The sequence below is a fragment of the Pseudomonas sp. SJZ131 genome (genome assembly GCF_007828705.1).
Taxonomy (GTDB): Bacteria; Pseudomonadota; Gammaproteobacteria; order Pseudomonadales; family Pseudomonadaceae; genus Aquipseudomonas; species Aquipseudomonas prosekii.
On sequence record NZ_VIVC01000002.1, the window covers coordinates 231,961 to 248,733 of the forward strand.

16 protein-coding genes are annotated in these 16,773 nt (G+C 60.3%); 13 read left to right on the plus strand and 3 right to left on the minus strand.

All coding sequences use genetic code 11. The features are described from left to right. Positions 1-115: 115 nt before the first annotated feature. The 10 genes from FBY12_RS07910 to hisC all read left to right on the plus strand — a co-directional run bounded on the left by FBY12_RS07910 (position 116) and on the right by hisC (position 8,106). Positions 116-925, plus strand: a complete 810-nt coding sequence (locus FBY12_RS07910) for an ATP-binding cassette domain-containing protein (protein WP_145252533.1) — start codon at positions 116-118, stop codon at positions 923-925. Beyond that, positions 925-1,722 (plus strand): lipid asymmetry maintenance ABC transporter permease subunit MlaE, encoded by a 798-nt coding sequence (gene mlaE, locus FBY12_RS07915; RefSeq protein WP_092273250.1) that lies wholly within the window; start codon positions 925-927, stop codon positions 1,720-1,722. Before FBY12_RS07910 ends, mlaE begins: the two co-directional genes overlap by 1 nt. Continuing rightward, a complete protein-coding gene (gene mlaD / locus FBY12_RS07920) occupies positions 1,722-2,189 on the plus strand; it encodes an outer membrane lipid asymmetry maintenance protein MlaD (RefSeq protein ID WP_092273248.1) in 468 nt (155 codons plus the stop codon). Before mlaE ends, mlaD begins: the two co-directional genes overlap by 1 nt. A gap of 11 nt (positions 2,190-2,200) precedes the next feature. Beyond that, positions 2,201-2,854 carry a phospholipid-binding protein MlaC gene (locus tag FBY12_RS07925; protein WP_121733572.1) on the plus strand — a complete coding sequence of 218 codons (654 nt, stop codon included), beginning with the start codon at positions 2,201-2,203 and terminating at the stop codon, positions 2,852-2,854. Further along, a complete protein-coding gene (locus FBY12_RS07930; protein WP_121733571.1) occupies positions 2,851-3,156 on the plus strand; it encodes a lipid asymmetry maintenance protein MlaB in 306 nt (101 codons plus the stop codon). Before FBY12_RS07925 ends, FBY12_RS07930 begins: the two co-directional genes overlap by 4 nt. 115 nt (positions 3,157-3,271) lie before the next feature. Beyond that, entirely contained in the window at positions 3,272-3,523 is a 252-nt protein-coding gene (locus FBY12_RS07935; RefSeq protein WP_092273239.1) for a BolA family protein, read from the plus strand. Between the two features lie 22 nt (positions 3,524-3,545). After that, a complete protein-coding gene (murA, locus tag FBY12_RS07940; protein WP_092273236.1) occupies positions 3,546-4,811 on the plus strand; it encodes a UDP-N-acetylglucosamine 1-carboxyvinyltransferase in 1,266 nt (421 codons plus the stop codon). A 141-nt stretch (positions 4,812-4,952) separates the two neighbouring features. Beyond that, positions 4,953-5,588, plus strand: coding sequence for an ATP phosphoribosyltransferase (gene hisG, locus FBY12_RS07945; protein ID WP_121757288.1), 636 nt, complete (start codon positions 4,953-4,955; stop codon positions 5,586-5,588). Positions 5,589-5,713: 125 nt separating this feature from the next. Further along, the gene (hisD, locus tag FBY12_RS07950) at positions 5,714-7,051 is read left to right on the plus strand and encodes a histidinol dehydrogenase (RefSeq protein WP_092273230.1); all 1,338 of its coding nucleotides are present in this window, start codon (positions 5,714-5,716) and stop codon (positions 7,049-7,051) included. A gap of 2 nt (positions 7,052-7,053) precedes the next feature. Continuing rightward, positions 7,054-8,106 carry a histidinol-phosphate transaminase gene (gene hisC / locus FBY12_RS07955; RefSeq protein WP_145252534.1) on the plus strand — a complete coding sequence of 351 codons (1,053 nt, stop codon included), beginning with the start codon at positions 7,054-7,056 and terminating at the stop codon, positions 8,104-8,106. Between the two features lie 129 nt (positions 8,107-8,235). Here hisC and FBY12_RS07960 read toward each other — a convergent pair whose 3' ends face one another. From FBY12_RS07960 to algW, 3 genes are all read right to left on the minus strand, one after another. Continuing rightward, a complete protein-coding gene (locus FBY12_RS07960; RefSeq protein WP_092273224.1) occupies positions 8,236-8,958 on the minus strand; it encodes a DUF4198 domain-containing protein in 723 nt (240 codons plus the stop codon). Positions 8,959-8,970: 12 nt separating this feature from the next. Further along, positions 8,971-11,076 carry a TonB-dependent siderophore receptor gene (locus tag FBY12_RS07965; protein ID WP_145252535.1) on the minus strand — a complete coding sequence of 702 codons (2,106 nt, stop codon included), beginning with the start codon at positions 11,074-11,076 and terminating at the stop codon, positions 8,971-8,973. Positions 11,077-11,290: 214 nt separating this feature from the next. Beyond that, positions 11,291-12,451 (minus strand): Do family serine endopeptidase AlgW, encoded by a 1,161-nt coding sequence (gene algW / locus FBY12_RS07970; protein ID WP_121733567.1) that lies wholly within the window; start codon positions 12,449-12,451, stop codon positions 11,291-11,293. Positions 12,452-12,555: 104 nt separating this feature from the next. Between algW and FBY12_RS07975 the strand changes: the two genes are divergently transcribed. The 3 genes from FBY12_RS07975 (at position 12,556) to cysN (ending at position 16,406) form a co-directional block, all read left to right on the plus strand. Continuing rightward, positions 12,556-13,314 carry a Nif3-like dinuclear metal center hexameric protein gene (locus tag FBY12_RS07975; RefSeq protein WP_092273215.1) on the plus strand — a complete coding sequence of 253 codons (759 nt, stop codon included), beginning with the start codon at positions 12,556-12,558 and terminating at the stop codon, positions 13,312-13,314. Between the two features lie 266 nt (positions 13,315-13,580). Further along, a complete protein-coding gene (gene cysD, locus FBY12_RS07980; protein ID WP_092273212.1) occupies positions 13,581-14,498 on the plus strand; it encodes a sulfate adenylyltransferase subunit CysD in 918 nt (305 codons plus the stop codon). Positions 14,499-14,507: 9 nt separating this feature from the next. After that, a complete protein-coding gene (gene cysN / locus FBY12_RS07985) occupies positions 14,508-16,406 on the plus strand; it encodes a sulfate adenylyltransferase subunit CysN (RefSeq protein ID WP_121757289.1) in 1,899 nt (632 codons plus the stop codon). The last annotated feature ends 367 nt before the right edge of the window (positions 16,407-16,773 follow it).

Here is a 16,773-nt window from a genome sequence, read left to right on the forward strand (position 1 = left end):
GTGCTTGAGCGTTGCAGTGATATAGTTCGCCGCCAGTTCGGCCCGCCCGGGGCGGTATGTGCTTTCGACAGAGAGCCAGGCGTCCGAGTGAGAGGCTGCATCGCAAGGAGTTTAGATGAGTGCCGATAACGCCTACGCGGTCGAGCTGAAGGGACTGTCCTTCAAGCGCGGTGCGCGCAGTATTTTCAACAACATTGATATCCGCATCCCGCGCGGCAAGGTCACCGGCATCATGGGACCTTCCGGGTGTGGCAAGACCACGCTGTTACGGCTGATGGGTGCACAGTTGCGGCCTACCAGTGGCGAAGTCTGGGTCAATGGTCAGAATCTGCCGAAACTGTCACGCAGCGATTTGTTCGATGCGCGCAAGCACATGGGCGTCCTGTTCCAGAGTGGCGCGCTGTTTACCGATCTCGATGTGTTCGAGAACGTCGCTTTTCCGCTGCGCGTGCATACCGAGCTGCCGGAAGAAATGATCCGCGACATCGTCCTGCTGAAATTGCAGGCCGTCGGTCTGCGCGGCGCCATCGACCTGATGCCGGACGAACTGTCCGGCGGCATGAAGCGGCGAGTCGCGCTGGCGCGGGCGATTGCCCTCGATCCGCAGATTCTCATGTACGACGAGCCCTTTGTCGGGCAGGACCCGATCGCCATGGGCGTACTCGTGCGCCTGATCCGTCTGCTCAACGATGCGCTGGGCATCACCAGCATCGTGGTGTCCCACGATCTGGCCGAAACCGCGAGCATCGCCGACTACATCTATGTCGTGGGCGATGAACAAGTGCTGGGGCAGGGCACGCCTGACGAACTGATGAGCTCGGACGATCCGCGTATCCGTCAATTCATGAAAGGCGATCCCGATGGTCCGGTCGCCTATCACTTTCCAGCGACGGATTACCGCGCAGATCTTCTGGGGAAGCGCTGATGCGCAAGATTTCACTGTTGGAAAGAGTGCGCCGGTTCGGCCGGGCGGCGATCGATGCCGTCGGGGTGTTCGGGCGTGCGACGATTTTTCTGTTTCATGCGTTGCTCGGCCGTGGCGGCATTGGCGGCGGCTTCGGCCTGCTGATCAAACAACTGCATTCGATCGGCGTGATGTCCCTGGTGATCATCGTGGTCTCCGGGGTGTTCATCGGCATGGTGTTGGCGCTGCAGGGTTTCAATATCCTTTCCAGCTACGGTTCGGAACAGGCCGTCGGGCAGATGGTTGCCCTGACGTTGCTGCGTGAACTGGGGCCGGTGGTGACTGCCTTGCTGTTCGCCGGGCGAGCCGGTTCGGCACTGACCGCCGAAATCGGCAACATGAAGTCCACCGAGCAGTTGTCCAGTCTGGAAATGATTGGCGTCGACCCGCTCAAATACATCATTGCCCCGCGCCTGTGGGCCGGCTTCATTTCCCTGCCGGTGCTGGCGATGATTTTCAGCGTCGTCGGGATCTGGGGTGGTTCGTGGGTGGCGGTCGATTGGTTGGGAGTCTTTGAAGGTTCCTACTGGTCGAACATGCAGAACAGCGTGACGTTCAGTGGTGATGTGCTTAACGGCATCATCAAAAGTATCGTTTTCGCCTTCGTCGTTACCTGGATTGCCGTATTCCAAGGCTATGACTGCGAGCCCACTTCCGAGGGGATCAGTCGTGCCACAACCAAGACCGTGGTGTATGCCTCTTTGGCAGTGCTCGGCCTGGACTTCATTTTGACTGCCTTGATGTTTGGAGATTTCTGATGCAAAACCGCACCCTGGAAATCGGTGTCGGCCTTTTCTTGCTGGCTGGCATCCTGGCTTTGCTGCTGCTTGCCTTGCGGGTCAGTGGCCTGTCGCCGAGCGCAAACACCGAGTCGTATAAACTTTATGCATATTTTGACAATATCGCCGGTTTGACTGTCAGAGCAAAAGTGACCATGGCCGGTGTGACCATCGGCAAGGTCACAGCGATCGATCTGGACCGCGACAGTTTCACCGGCCGGGTGACCATGCAACTGGAAAAGCGCGTAGATAATCTGCCGACTGACTCCACTGCATCTATCCTGACCGCTGGCCTGTTGGGCGAGAAGTACATCGGTATCAGCGTTGGCGGGGAAGAAGCATTGCTCAAGGATGGCGGCATCATCCATGACACCCAGTCGTCGCTGGTGCTCGAAGACCTGATCGGTAAATTCCTGCTCAATACCGTTAGCAAAGACGCCAAATGAGGAGCTTTTGAATGATCTCTACCTTGCGACGTGGCCTGTTGGTAGTACTCGCGGCCCTGCCGTTGATGGCTAACGCCGTGGCGGCGCCTTCCGCACACGAGCTGATTCAGGACACCACCAACCGGATGCTGGCCGATCTTTCGGCCAACAAAGAGAAGTACAAACAGGATCCACAGGACTTTTACACGGCGCTGAACACCATCGTCGGGCCTGTTGTGGATGCCGAAGGTATTTCCAAAAGCATCATGACGGTCAAATACTCGCGCAAAGCCACGCCTGAGCAGATGCAGAGGTTTCAGGAAAACTTCAAACGCGGTCTGTTCCAGTTTTATGGCAACGCTTTGCTTGAGTACAACAACCAGGGCATTACCGTTGATCCTGCCAAGGATGAGTCGGGCACTCGCACCAGCGTGGGCATGACCGTCAAGGGCAACAACGGCGCGGTGTATCCGGTGCAGTACACGCTCGAGAAGATCAACGGCGAGTGGAAACTGCGCAACGTGATCATCAACGGCATCAACATCGGCAAGCTGTTCCGCGATCAGTTCGCTGACGCGATGCAGCGCAATGGCAACGACCTGGACAAGACCATCAATGGTTGGGCCGGTGAAGTCGCCAAAGCCAAAGCCTCCACTGAAGGCGCCGATCAGAAGTCTGCGCAATGAGTGAGTCGGCCGTTCGCATGAGCGAAACCGGCGAGCTGATGCTCAGCGGTGTGCTGGATTACCGCACCGGGCCTGACTTGCGCAAGCATGGTCAGGCGCTGATCAAGGCCAGTTCGGCGAACGCCGTGGTGGTGGATTGTTCGGCAGTGGTGAAGTCCAGCAGTGTCGGTTTGTCGCTGCTGCTGTGCTTCATGCGTGATGCCCAGGCTGCCGGCAAGGCCCTGAGCATTCGCGCAATGCCCGAAGACATGCGCGAAATCGCTCAGGTCAGCGAATTGACCGAGCTGTTGGCGCATCCCTAAACGGCATCTATAAAGAAGCCCCCCGTCAGAGTCCTGTTAATGCGGGGTTCGCAGGCGCGGGGCTTTTTTGTATGATGTCCGACCCGCGCGCACAGGGCGCCGATTGAGGTTGAGCATGCAGGCCACCGAAGTGAAGAGCTTTCTTGAAGGAAAGCTGTCCGAGACCCTTTCACAAGTGCAGGTAGAAGTTGAAGGCGAAGGCTGCAACTTTCAGCTGAACGTGATTAGCGATGAACTGGCGGCGTTGAGCCCGGTGAAGCGTCAGCAGCAGATCTATGCCCATTTAAACCCATGGATCACCGATGGCAGCATCCATGCGGTCACTATGAAATTTTTCAGCAGCGCGGCCTGGGCCGAGCGCACCTGAGCCCAAGGGCGTCGAGATTCTTATGGATAAATTGATAATTACCGGTGGCGTTCGTCTTGATGGCGAAATCCGCATTTCCGGGGCAAAGAACTCTGCCCTGCCGATTCTGGCTGCAACATTGCTCTGCGATGGCCCGGTTACCGTGGCCAACCTGCCGCACCTGCACGACATCACCACCATGATCGAGTTGTTCGGCCGCATGGGCATCGAGCCGGTTATCGACGAGAAGCTCAGCGTCGAAATCGACCCACGCACCATCAAGACCCTGATCGCGCCGTACGAACTGGTGAAAACCATGCGTGCCTCGATCCTCGTACTGGGCCCGATGGTTGCGCGTTTCGGTGAAGCCGAAGTCGCACTGCCTGGCGGTTGCGCCATCGGTTCGCGTCCGGTTGACCTGCACATCCGTGGCCTCGAAGCCATGGGCGCGATCATCGACGTTGAAGGCGGCTACATCAAAGCCAAGGCGCCGGAAGGCGGTTTGCGCGGTGCGCACTTCTTCTTCGACACCGTCAGCGTGACCGGTACCGAAAACATCATGATGGCGGCCGCTCTGGCCAAGGGCCGCAGCGTACTGGCTAACGCCGCACGCGAGCCTGAAGTCATCGACCTGGCGAACTTCCTGATCGCCATGGGCGCCAAGATCACTGGCGCCGGCACCGACACCATCACCATCGATGGCGTCGAGCGTCTGCACCCGGCCACTTATAAAGTGATGCCGGACCGGATCGAAACCGGTACCTACCTGGTGGCTGCTGCCGTGACCGGCGGCCGCGTCAAGGTCAAGGACACCGATCCGACAATCCTCGAAGCGGTTCTGGAAAAACTCCGTGAGTCGGGTGCCGAAATCACCTGCGGCGAAGACTGGATCGAGCTGAACATGCACGGCAAGCGGCCGAAAGCCGTCAACGTGCGGACCGCTCCGTACCCGGCGTTCCCGACCGACATGCAAGCGCAGTTCATCTCCCTCAACGCCATTGCCGAAGGCACTGGTGCGGTGATCGAGACGATCTTCGAAAACCGTTTCATGCACGTGTACGAGCTGCACCGCATGGGCGCGAAGATCCAGGTCGAGGGCAACACTGCCATCGTCACCGGCACCGAGAAGCTCAAAGGCGCGCCAGTCATGGCTACTGACCTGCGTGCTTCGGCCAGCCTGGTTATCTCGGCGCTGATCGCTGAAGGCGACACCCTGATCGATCGCATCTACCACATAGATCGTGGCTATGAGTGCATCGAAGAAAAACTGCAGATGCTCGGCGCCAAGATCCGCCGCGTACCGGGCTAGTCCCTGCTGCATGGGCGCAGGGACGCGCCCGTTGAATTCGTTTTGAATCGAGGCGTCTTTTGAATACTCAAAGCGCCTCGATGTGTGTCCGGCGCCATTTGCGACCGGGCATGAGTACCTTGATAAGGACTGACGTTTCCCATGTTGACCATCGCACTGTCCAAGGGCCGCATCCTTGACGACACCCTGCCGCTTCTGGCTGAAGCGGGCATCGTGCCGACCGAGAATCCGGACAAGAGCCGCAAGTTGATCATCCCCACGACCCAGCCTGACGTGCGTCTGCTGATCGTGCGCGCCACCGATGTGCCGACTTATGTCGAGCATGGTGCCGCGGACCTGGGCGTCGCCGGTAAAGATGTGCTGATGGAATACGGCGGCCAGGGCCTCTACGAGCCACTGGACCTGCGCATCGCCCTGTGCAAACTGATGACCGCCGGCAAAGTCGGCGCCGTCGAGCCCAAGGGTCGTCTGCGCGTTGCCACCAAATTCGTCAATGTTGCCAAGCGTTACTACGCCGAGCAGGGCCGTCAGGTCGACATCATCAAGCTCTACGGCTCGATGGAACTGGCACCGCTGATTGGCTTGGCCGACAAGATCATCGACGTCGTCGACACCGGCAATACGCTGCGGGCCAACGGCCTGGAGCCGCAGGATTTCATCGCTGACATCAGCTCTCGGCTGATCGTCAACAAAGCTTCGATGAAAATGCAGCACGCCCGTATTCAGGCGTTGATCGACACCCTGCGCAAGGCAGTGGAGTCTCGACACCGCGGCTGATTCACCTGCGCGACCTTGAGTCGCGCCCGTCTATCCGCCTCATAGCCAGAATCTCAGGTGCCCAAGCGGAAACGACTGCTAAGTTAGGGCGCCTGAGTTTTTGCCATTCCTATGAGGCTCTCGCTATGACCGCACCGACTGCAATTCGCCGACTCAACGCTGCTGACCCGGATTTCGCGCATCATCTGGATCATCTGCTGAGCTGGGAAAGTGTGTCTGACGACTCGGTCAATCAGCGCGTGCTCGACATCATCAAAGCCGTGCGCGAGCGGGGCGATGCCGCGCTGGTGGAATTCACCCAGAAGTTCGATGGCCTGCAAGTCGCCTCCATGGCCGACCTGATCCTGCCGCGCGAGCGCCTGGAACTGGCCCTGACGCGCATCACCGTGGCGCAGCGCGAAGCCCTGGAAAAAGCCGCGGCCCGCGTGCGCAGCTACCACGAGAAACAGAAGCAGGATTCCTGGAGTTACACCGAGGCCGATGGCACCGTGCTCGGGCAAAAAGTCACCCCGCTGGATCGCGCCGGCCTGTACGTGCCGGGCGGCAAGGCGTCTTACCCGTCGTCGGTGCTGATGAACGCGATTCCGGCGAAAGTCGCTGGCGTCACAGAAGTGGTGATGGTCGTGCCGACCCCGCGCGGCGAACTCAATGAACTGGTGCTGGCCGCTGCGTGCATTGCCGGCGTCGACCGCGTGTTCACCATCGGTGGCGCGCAAGCCGTTGCGGCGCTGGCCTACGGCACCGAAAGCGTGCCGAAAGTCGATAAAGTCGTCGGCCCGGGCAACATCTATGTCGCCACCGCCAAGCGCCACGTGTTCGGCCAGGTCGGCATCGACATGATCGCCGGGCCATCGGAGATTCTGGTGGTGTGCGACGGTCAGACCGATCCCGACTGGATCGCCATGGACCTGTTCTCGCAAGCCGAGCACGACGAAGACGCGCAAGCGATTCTGGTCAGCCCCGACGCCGAGTTCCTCGACAAGGTCGCCGCGAGCATCGCCAAACTGCTGCCGACCATGGAACGCGCCGAAATCATCGAAACCTCGATCAACGGTCGCGGCGCGCTGATTCTGGTGCGCGACATGGAACAAGCCATCGAAGTGGCCAACCGCATTGCGCCGGAGCACTTGGAATTGTCGGTCGCCGATCCGCAAGCCTGGTTGCCGAAGATCCGCCACGCCGGCGCGATCTTCATGGGCCGTCACACGTCCGAAGCGCTCGGCGATTACTGCGCCGGTCCGAACCACGTCTTGCCGACCTCAGGCACCGCGCGATTTTCCTCGCCGCTGGGCGTGTACGATTTCCAGAAACGCTCATCGATCATCTTCTGCTCCGAGCAGGGCGCTTCGGAACTGGGCAAGACCGCTTCCGTGCTGGCCCGTGGCGAGTCGCTGACCGCCCACGCCCGCAGCGCTGAATACCGCATCGTCGACGAGCTCTTCAATCAAGAGAAGGCTGACTGAACATGAGTAAATTCTGGAGCCCCTTCGTCAAGAACCTGGTGCCATACGTGCCGGGCGAGCAGCCGAAACTGGCGAAACTGGTGAAGCTCAACACCAACGAAAACCCCTACGGCCCATCGCCCAAAGCACTGGCGGCGATGCAAACCGAACTCAACGACAACTTGCGCCTGTACCCGGACCCAAACAGTGATCTGCTGAAAAATGCCGTCGCCACTTATTATGGCGTGCAGACTGGCCAGGTGTTCCTCGGCAACGGTTCCGACGAAGTCCTCGCGCACATTTTTCACGGCTTGTTGCAGCACGACAAACCCGTGCTGTTCCCGGACATCAGTTACAGCTTTTACCCGGTGTATTGCGGCTTGTACGGCATCGATTTCGACGCGGTGCCGCTGGACGCGCAGTTCCAGATCAACCCGGCGGACTACGCCAAACCGAACGGCGGGATCATTTTCCCCAACCCGAACGCACCGACTGGCTGCCTGCTGGCGTTGGACGCGGTCGAGCAGATCCTCAAGGCGAATACCGATTCGGTGGTGGTGGTCGATGAGGCCTACATCGACTTTGGCGGCGTCACTGCGATCAGTCTGGTCGACCGTTACCCGAACCTGCTGGTCACCCAGACCTTGTCCAAATCTCGCTCGCTGGCCGGCTTGCGGGTGGGTTTGGCGGTTGGTCATCCGGATTTGATCGAGGCGCTGGAGCGCATCAAGAACAGCTTCAACTCCTATCCGCTTGACCGTCTGGCGAACGTCGGCGCAGCGGCGGCGTTCGAGGACCGCGAGTATTTCGACCAGACCTGCCGGTGGGTCATCGAGAATCGCGAAAAGGTTGTCGCGCAGTTGCAAGCGAAGGGTTTTGAAGTATTGCCGTCGGCGGCTAACTTCATCTTCGCCCGCCATCCGCAGCACGACGCGGCGGGTCTGGCGGCGAAATTACGCGAGCAAGGGGTGATCGTCCGCCACTTCAAACAGGAACGCATCGCGCAGTTCCTGCGGATCTCGATCGGCACGCCGGAGCAGAATCAGGCACTGATCGACGGCCTCGGCGACCTTTGACCTGAGCTTGAACCGGGCTCAGAAGTGGGCGCTGAGTTGGGCTTTAAACCTGTGGGGGCATGGCTTGCCCGCGATGGCATCAATGAAATCGCCATAGCGGGCAAGCCTTGCTCCCACAGGTTGTGGTGCTCACTCGTGATGCGCTTCGCCGAGGAAGGTCAGCGAGGTGAATAATCCGCGCGTCGCCACGTCCGGGTTGTCCTTGAGCGGCACTTCGATCTGCGCGGCGATCACGTTCAAACCCTCGTTACGCACCAGCACTTGCGCCCGACCGTCCTTGTCGGTTTCCGCACTCAGGGTATTAGGCGCGCTGCGATAATCACCCACCAATTTCACCCCCGCCGCCGGTTGGCCATCCAGCAGCACCCGCACCGGCAGTGACTGGCCGGGGCCGACGGTGAGCGGGTCAACCTCGGGCACAATCACCAACTTCAATTGATTGAGCGCCGGCAACTTCGCCCCCGGCTGATAAATCGCCAGGCTGTATTTGAAGGTCTGCGTCGATTCGATTGCCCCCGGCACTTTGCTGCGCCCGGCGTTGACCCATTTTTTATCTGCCGTTTGCGACCACATGCCGTTGTCCAGCGCCACCGCCATCACGGCGGGCGTCTTCAGCGGTTTCAGACGTGCGTGGTCGGCCAGACGTTCGACGCTCACCGGGATCATTTTGCCGCTGCCGTCATAAGCCCAGGCGCCGCTGATTTTTTGCGCTTTGAACGCGTTGTCTTCGGCGCCGTGGCCGTAAATCACTTCGATGTTGCCGCGCCGTTGCTCGGTCCACAGACCATGCGCCGACGCCTGCGTGGCGACCAACAGAAGACCCAGCAGCGCGAGCGGTTTGAGGTGTTGCATGGTGACGTCCTTTTACAGATTGAGTGTCAGGCTGACGGTGAAATTGCGCGGCTCGCCGGGGTTGACCCAGTAGTTGCTGTACGAGCGCTCGAAGTATTTCTCGTCGAATAAATTGTTCAGGTTGAGACCGACCGTAACGCTGTCGCTGGCCTTGTAATGCGCGAGCAGGTCGACGGTGTGGTAGGCCGGCAGCTCGAAATCGCTGGCCGATTCACCGGAGCGATCGCCGACATAGGTGAACGCCGCGCCGACGTCCGAGCCGCGCAAACGGCCATCCTGAAACTCGTAGACCCCCAGCAGACTGCCGCTGCGCTTGGCCACGCCGAGGATGCGGCTGCCGGTGGGGATGACGGCGTCGCCGTCGGTGACTTTGGCGTCGATGTAGGCAAACGCGCCGATCACCCGCACGGCGTCGCTGACTTGCCCGGTCACTTGCAGGTCGAAACCCTGGCTACGCGCCTTGCCCATGGCCCGGCTGGTGTCGGTACCGGGGTCGAGCGCGAGGACGTTTTCTTTCTCGATGTGAAACGCGGCGAGGGTGCTGCTCAAACGCTCGTCGAACAGCTCGCTTTTGATGCCGATTTCATACCCGACGCCTTCTTCCGGGTCGAAGGATTTGCCGCCGGCATCGAGGCCATTGTTCGGTTTGAACGACGTCGACGCGTTGGCGAACACGCCGACTTGCGGCGTCAGTTGGTAGAGCAGACCGGCGCGTTGCGTGAGTGCGTCCTGGCGCTGGCGCGTGTGGTTGCCGCGCGTGTGATCGTCGATGTTTTGCTCGAAATGCTCAAAGCGTGCGCCGAGCATGCCGCGCAGTTTGTCGGTGAAAACGATCTGATCCTGCAGGTTCAAGGCGTGGCTTTCGACGTGCTCGAAGAAGTCTGTACCAGAGCGCGCGCCGTTGGGTTTCGGCTGGCCGTAGACCGGCTGATAGATGTCGATGGCGTAGGCGGTGCCGGCGGTAGTGGTCACCCGTTCGTTCTTGCGGTAATTCTCGTATTCGCTGCCGATCAGCAATTCATGCTGCCAACTGCCGAGGTCGAACACGCCGCGCAATTCGAGCTGGGTAATGCTGTCGTGCCAGTCGTTGTCGCGTTCGCGCAAACGCCGATTGACCGTGTGGCCGTCGGCGTTCAGTGGCCGCGCTTCCGAGGCGAATCCCCAGAGCTTGCCTTCCTTGTAATGGCTGGCGAGGCGCAGTTTCCAGGTGTCATTCAAGTGATGTTCGAGCGCGGCTTGCAGCATGTTGTTGTGGTTGTCGATGTCGCCGTCGTTGGGTTCGCCGAGGAACGTCGAGCGCGACACGCCGCTCCAGGTGTTGTTCGGCGCGACGATGCCACGGTCGAACGTCGAGCTGTGGCGGACGAATTCGCTTTCCACCAAAAGGTGCGTGTCGGGGTTCAATTGCCAAGCGAAGGAGGGCGCGACGAACACGCGCTGGCTGTCGACGTGATCGCGAAAGCTGTGGTTGTCCTCGACGGCCAGGTTGACCCGCGACAGCAGATTGCCCTCGTCGTCCAGCGGAGCATTGACGTCCAGCGCGGTGCGATAACGGTCCCAACTGCCGGCACTGGTTTGCAGGGTGGTGAAGGCTTCGGCCTGCGGTTTTTTGCTGACGATGTTCACCGTGCCACCGGGGTCGCCACGGCCATAGAGGCTGGCGGCGGGGCCTTTGAGCACTTCGATGCGCTCGATGTTGGCCACGTCCGGGGGGCTTGGGTAACCGCGGTTGGCGCTGAAACCATCCTTGTAGAACTCGGACGTGGTGAAGCCGCGCACGCTGTATTCGTAAAGTGTCAGGCCACCGAAGTTGTTCTGCTTGGACACGCCGCCGGCAAAATCCAGCGCGCGTTCGACGCTGGTGCTGCCCAGATCCTTGAGCACCGTGGCGGGGATGACGCTGATCGATTGCGGGATGTCGCGGATCGCCGTGTCGGTTTTGGTCGCGCTGGCGGAGCGGGTTGCGCGGTAGCCTTGGACCGGGCCGGTTGGCGATTCGTAATCGGAAGTGACGCTGATGGCTTCCAGTTCGAGCGCGCCGGAGTCTTCGGCGAGGACCGGATCGGCCAGCAGGCCGAGGGCTAGACCGGCAGCGGAGACCATTGTTCGAGACGACATGTTATGTTGTTCCAATAGTGATATTGAAACAATATAACATGACTAATGAGAATGTCTGCCGTTGGCGTGATTAGCGGTTGGCGTTTTTTTTGGGTTTTTTTGAGAATGCCTTCGCGGGCAAGCCTCGCTCCTACGCCGGGATGGAGTTCCCGTGGGAGCGAGGCTTGCCCGCGAAGAGGGCAGTAGCGTCAGCAGATCAACCGAGCGCGAACACTCAGTCTTCTTCTTTCTCTTTGATCGGTGCTGGCGGCGGACGCAGGCCGATCTCGGCGCTGAGCTTGATCTCTTTGCCATTGCGCATCACTTGGATGGTGACCTTGTCGGTCGGTTTGATCCGTGCAACCTGGTTCATCGAGCGGCGACCGTCGCCGGCCGGTTCGCCGTCGATGCTGAGGATCACGTCGCCCAGTTGCAGGCCGGCCTTCTGCGCCGGACCGTCGCGGAAAATCCCCGCCACCACAATCCCTGGGCGCCCGGACAAGCCAAACGACTCCGCCAGTTCCTGGGTCAGCGGCTGCACTTCGATGCCCAGCCAGCCACGAATCACCTGGCCGTGCTCGATGATCGACTTCATCACTTCCATCGCCAGTTTGACCGGAATCGCAAAACCGATGCCTTGCGAGCCGCCGGACTTGGAGAAGATCGCGGTGTTGATGCCGGTCAGGTTGCCGACCGCGTCAACCAGCGCGCCGCCGGAGTTGCCGGGGTTGATCGCGGCGTCGGTCTGGATGAAGTCTTCGTAGTTATTCAGACCCAACTGATTGCGCCCGGTGGCGCTGATGATGCCCATGGTCACCGTCTGGCCGACGCCGAACGGGTTGCCGATGGCCAGCGTGACGTCGCCGATGCGGATGTTGTCGGAGCGGCCGATGGTGATCGCCGGCAGGTTTTTCAGGTCGATCTTCAATACCGCGAGGTCGGTTTCCGGGTCACTGCCGATGACTCGCGCGAGCGTCTCGCGGCCATCCTTGAGCGCCACGACAATCTGGTCGGCGCCGCTGGTCACGTGGTTGTTGGTGAGGATGTAGCCTTCCGGGCTCATGATCACACCGGAACCGAGGCTCGATTCCATGCGTTTCTGCTTCGGCGAGTTGTCGCCGAAAAAGCGCCGGAACTGTGGATCTTCGAACAGCGGATGATTGGGTTTGTTGATGACTTTGGTCGTGTACAGGTTGACCACCGCAGGCGCGGCCACGGTCACCGCGTCGGCGTAGGACACCGGGCCCTGTTGCACCGTGGTGCTTTGCGGCGCTTGCTGCATATTGACGTCAAGGCTCGGAAGCCCGACCCACTGCGGGTAACGCTGGATTATCAACAGAGCGATAAGCACGCCGGCCAGTAGCGGCCAGCCGGAAAAACGCAGCGCCTTGAGCATTAAGCAAGTCCTGGAAAGGTTGCAGGTGGTCTGAGACCGCCCATAATGTCGCGCATTATACGAGGCGATTGCGCCTCTGAACCGGCTATTTTCAGGAGTCTTTCATGGCCGTTGCACTGAGCACCCTGGTCGAAGAAGCCGACCGTTACCTTAACAGTTCAAAGATTGCCGATTATTGCCCCAACGGCCTGCAGGTCGAGGGTCGTCCGCAGGTGATGCGCATCGTCAGCGGCGTCACCGCCAGCCAGGCGCTGCTGGATGCGGCGGTGGAAGCCAAGGCTGATCTGGTGCTGGTGCATCACGGCTATTTCTGGAAGGGCGAAAACCCGTGCATCACCGGCATGAAGCAACGTCGCTTGAAAACCCTGCTCAAGCACGACATCAGTTTGCTCTCGTACCACTTGCCGCTGGACCTGCACCCGGACGTCGGCAACAACGTGCAGCTCGCCCGCCAGCTGGACATCACCGTCGAAGGTCCACTCGATCCGGACAACCTGAAAATCGTCGGCCTGGTCGGTTCGTTGAGCGAACCGATGAGCCCGCGCGACTTTGCCCGCCGCGTGCAGGAAGTCATGGGCCGCGAGCCTCTGCTGATTGAAGGCAGCGCGATGATTCGGCGAGTCGGCTGGTGCACCGGCGGTGGTCAGGGTTACATCGATCAGGCCGTTCTGGCCGGCGTCGACCTGTATCTGAGTGGCGAGGCGTCGGAGCAAACCTTCCACAGCGCGCGGGAAAACGACATCAGCTTCATCGCCGCTGGCCATCACGCTACCGAGCGTTATGGCGTGCAAGCGCTCGGTGATTACCTGGCGCGGCGTTTCGCTGTCGAACATATCTTCATCGATTGCCCGAACCCGATTTGATGACCGATCTCACCGTGTAGGAGCATGGCTTGCCCGCGATGGCGTCCTCGAGATTGCCATCGCGGGCAAGCCATGCTCCCACAGGGATTGCCATCGCGGGCAAGCCTTGCTCCCACAGGGATTGTCATTGCCTGGCCCAACCGAGGGGTATATCCATATACCCTTTCGATCTAGCCCGCGGCCTGATTAGAAGAGGTCGCTGTGCTAGGATTCCCCGCTCGAACACGGCCCGCTGGCCGTCCATAAGATCGTTTTCGTGAGTAGCCATGGTCGACAAACTGACGCATCTGAAACAGCTGGAGGCCGAAAGCATCCACATCATCCGCGAGGTCGCCGCCGAGTTCGATAACCCGGTGATGCTGTACTCCGTCGGTAAAGATTCCGCCGTGATGCTGCACCTTGCGCGCAAGGCATTCTTCCCGGGCAAACTGCCGTTCCCGGTGATGCACGTCGACACCCGGTGGAAGTTCCAGGAAATGTACGCGTTCCGCGATCGCATGGTCGAAGAACTGGGCCTGGACCTGATCGTCCACGTCAACCCCGATGGCGTCGCGCAGGGCATCAACCCGCTGACCCACGGCAGCGCCAAACACACCGACATCATGAAAACCGAAGGCCTCAAACAGGCCCTCGACAAGCATGGTTTCGACGCCGCTTTCGGTGGTGCGCGCCGCGACGAAGAGAAATCCCGTGCCAAAGAGCGCGTGTATTCCTTCCGCGACACCAAGCACCGCTGGGACCCGAAAAACCAGCGCCCGGAGCTGTGGAACGTCTACAACGGCAACGTCAACAAGGGCGAATCCATTCGTGTATTCCCGTTGTCGAACTGGACCGAACTGGACATCTGGCAGTACATCTACCTCGAAGGCATCCCGATTGTGCCGCTGTACTTCGCCGCCGAGCGCGACGTCATCGAGATGAATGGCACCTGGATCATGATCGACGACGAACGCCTGCTCAATCACCTGAGCGATGAAGACAAGGCGCGCATCGTCAAGAAAAAGGTGCGCTTCCGCACACTCGGCGACTACCCGTTGACCGGTGCGGTCGAGTCCGAGGCCACCAGCCTGACCGACATCATTCAGGAAATGCTCCTGACGCGAACTTCCGAACGCCAGGGCCGGGTCATCGACCACGATGGCGCAGGCTCGATGGAAGAAAAGAAACGTCAGGGTTATTTCTAAGGGGTTGTCATGTCGCACGCATCTGATTTGATCAGCGAGGACATCCTCGCCTACCTGGGCCAGCACGAACGCAAGGAAATGCTGCGCTTTCTGACCTGTGGCAACGTCGACGACGGCAAGAGCACCCTGATCGGGCGCTTGCTGCACGACTCCAAGATGATCTACGAAGATCACCTGGAAGCCATTACCCGCGACTCGAAAAAAGTCGGCACCACCGGCGAAGACATCGACCTGGCGTTGCTGGTCGACGGCCTGCAGGCCGAGCGCGAGCAGGGCATCACCATTGATGTCGCGTACCGCTATTTCTCCACCGCGAAACGCAAATTCATCATCGCCGATACCCCTGGCCATGAGCAGTACACCCGCAACATGGCCACCGGTGCATCCACCTGTGACCTGGCGATCATTCTGGTTGATGCGCGTTACGGCGTGCAGACCCAGACCCGTCGCCACAGCTTCATTGCCTCGCTGCTGGGGATCAAACACATCGTGGTCGCCATCAACAAAATGGACCTCAATGGGTTTGACGAAAGCGTCTTCGAGTCGATCAAGGCCGATTACCTGAAGTTCGCCGAAGGCATCGCGTTCAAGCCGACCACCATGGCCTTCGTGCCAATGTCGGCGCTCAAAGGCGACAACGTGGTGAACAAGTCCGAGCGCTCGCCGTGGTACACCGGCCAGTCGCTGATGGAGATTCTCGAAACCGTCGAAATCGCCAGTGACCGCAACTACACCGACCTGCGTTTCCCGGTGCAGTACGTCAACCGTCCGAACCTGAACTTCCGTGGTTTCGCCGGCACCCTGGCCAGCGGCATCGTGCACAAGGGCGACGAAGTTGTGGTGTTGCCGTCTGGCAAAAGCAGCCGGGTGAAATCCATCGTCACGTTTGAAGGCGAGCTGGAACACGCCGGTCCGGGTCAGGCTGTAACGCTGACCATGGAAGACGAGATCGACATCTCGCGCGGCGACTTGCTGGTGCACGCCGACAACCTGCCGCAAGTGACTGACGCGTTCGACGCCATGTTGGTGTGGATGGCCGAAGAACCGATGCTGCCGGGCAAGAAATACGACATCAAGCGCGCCACCAGTTACGTGCCGGGTTCGATCACCAGCATCGTCAACCGCGTGGACGTGAATACCCTGGAAGAAGGTCCGGCGAGTTCGCTGAACCTCAACGAGATCGGCCGGGTCAAGGTCAGCCTCGACGCCGCCATCGCGCTGGACGGTTACGCGAGCAACCGCACCACCGGTTCATTCATCGTCATCGATCGCTTGACCAATGGCACCGTCGCCGCCGGGATGATCATCGCCCAGCCTTCGGCGCAGGGCGGCAGCACGCATCACGGCAAACTGGCGCACGTGGCCACCGAAGAACGCGCTCAGCGCTTTGGCCAGCAACCGGCGACCGTGTTGTTCAGCGGCTTGTCCGGCGCGGGCAAAAGTACGCTGGCCTACGCGGTTGAACGCAAGTTGTTCGACATGGGCCGTGCGGTGTTTGTGCTCGATGGACAGAATCTGCGCCATGACCTCAACAAAGGTCTGCCGCAGGATCGCGCCGGGCGTACCGAAAACTGGCGCCGTGCCGCGCACGTTGCGCGTCAGTTCAACGAGGCGGGGCTGCTGACGCTGGCGGCATTCGTGGCGCCGAGTGCTGAAGGGCGTGAGCAGGCCAAGGACCTGATCGGCAAGGAACGTCTGCTGACGGTCTACGTCCAGGCCTCGCCGACCGTGTGTGCCGAGCGTGACCCGCAAGGCTTGTACGCGGCGGGCGGCGATAACATCCCGGGCGATTCCTTCCCGTACGACGTGCCGCTGGACGCCGACCTGGTGGTCGACACCCAGTCGCTGTCGCTGGAAGAAAGCGTCAAGCAAGTGCTGGAATTGCTGCGTCAGCGCGGCGCGATCTAAGCGCCAGCCGCCAATAAAAAACCCGCCGATGAGTGATCATCGGCGGGTTTTTTTTGCCCCTGAGGTCGCCATCGCGAGCAAGCTCGCTCCCACAGGTCCGGTGTTCGCCACAGATCCACTGTGGGAGTGAGCCTGCTCGCGATGGCGGTGGATCAGACGATATGGATTCTGAGTGTGCGATCGCTATCGCGAGCAGGCTCACTCCTACAGGTCTAGTGTTCGCCACAGATCTCCTGTGGGAGCGAGCTTGCTCGCGATGGCGGTGGATCAGACGATACAGATTCTGAATGTGCGATCGCCATCGCGAGCAGGCTCACTCCTACAGGTCTAGTGTTCGCCACAGATCTCCTGTGGGAGCGAGCTTGCT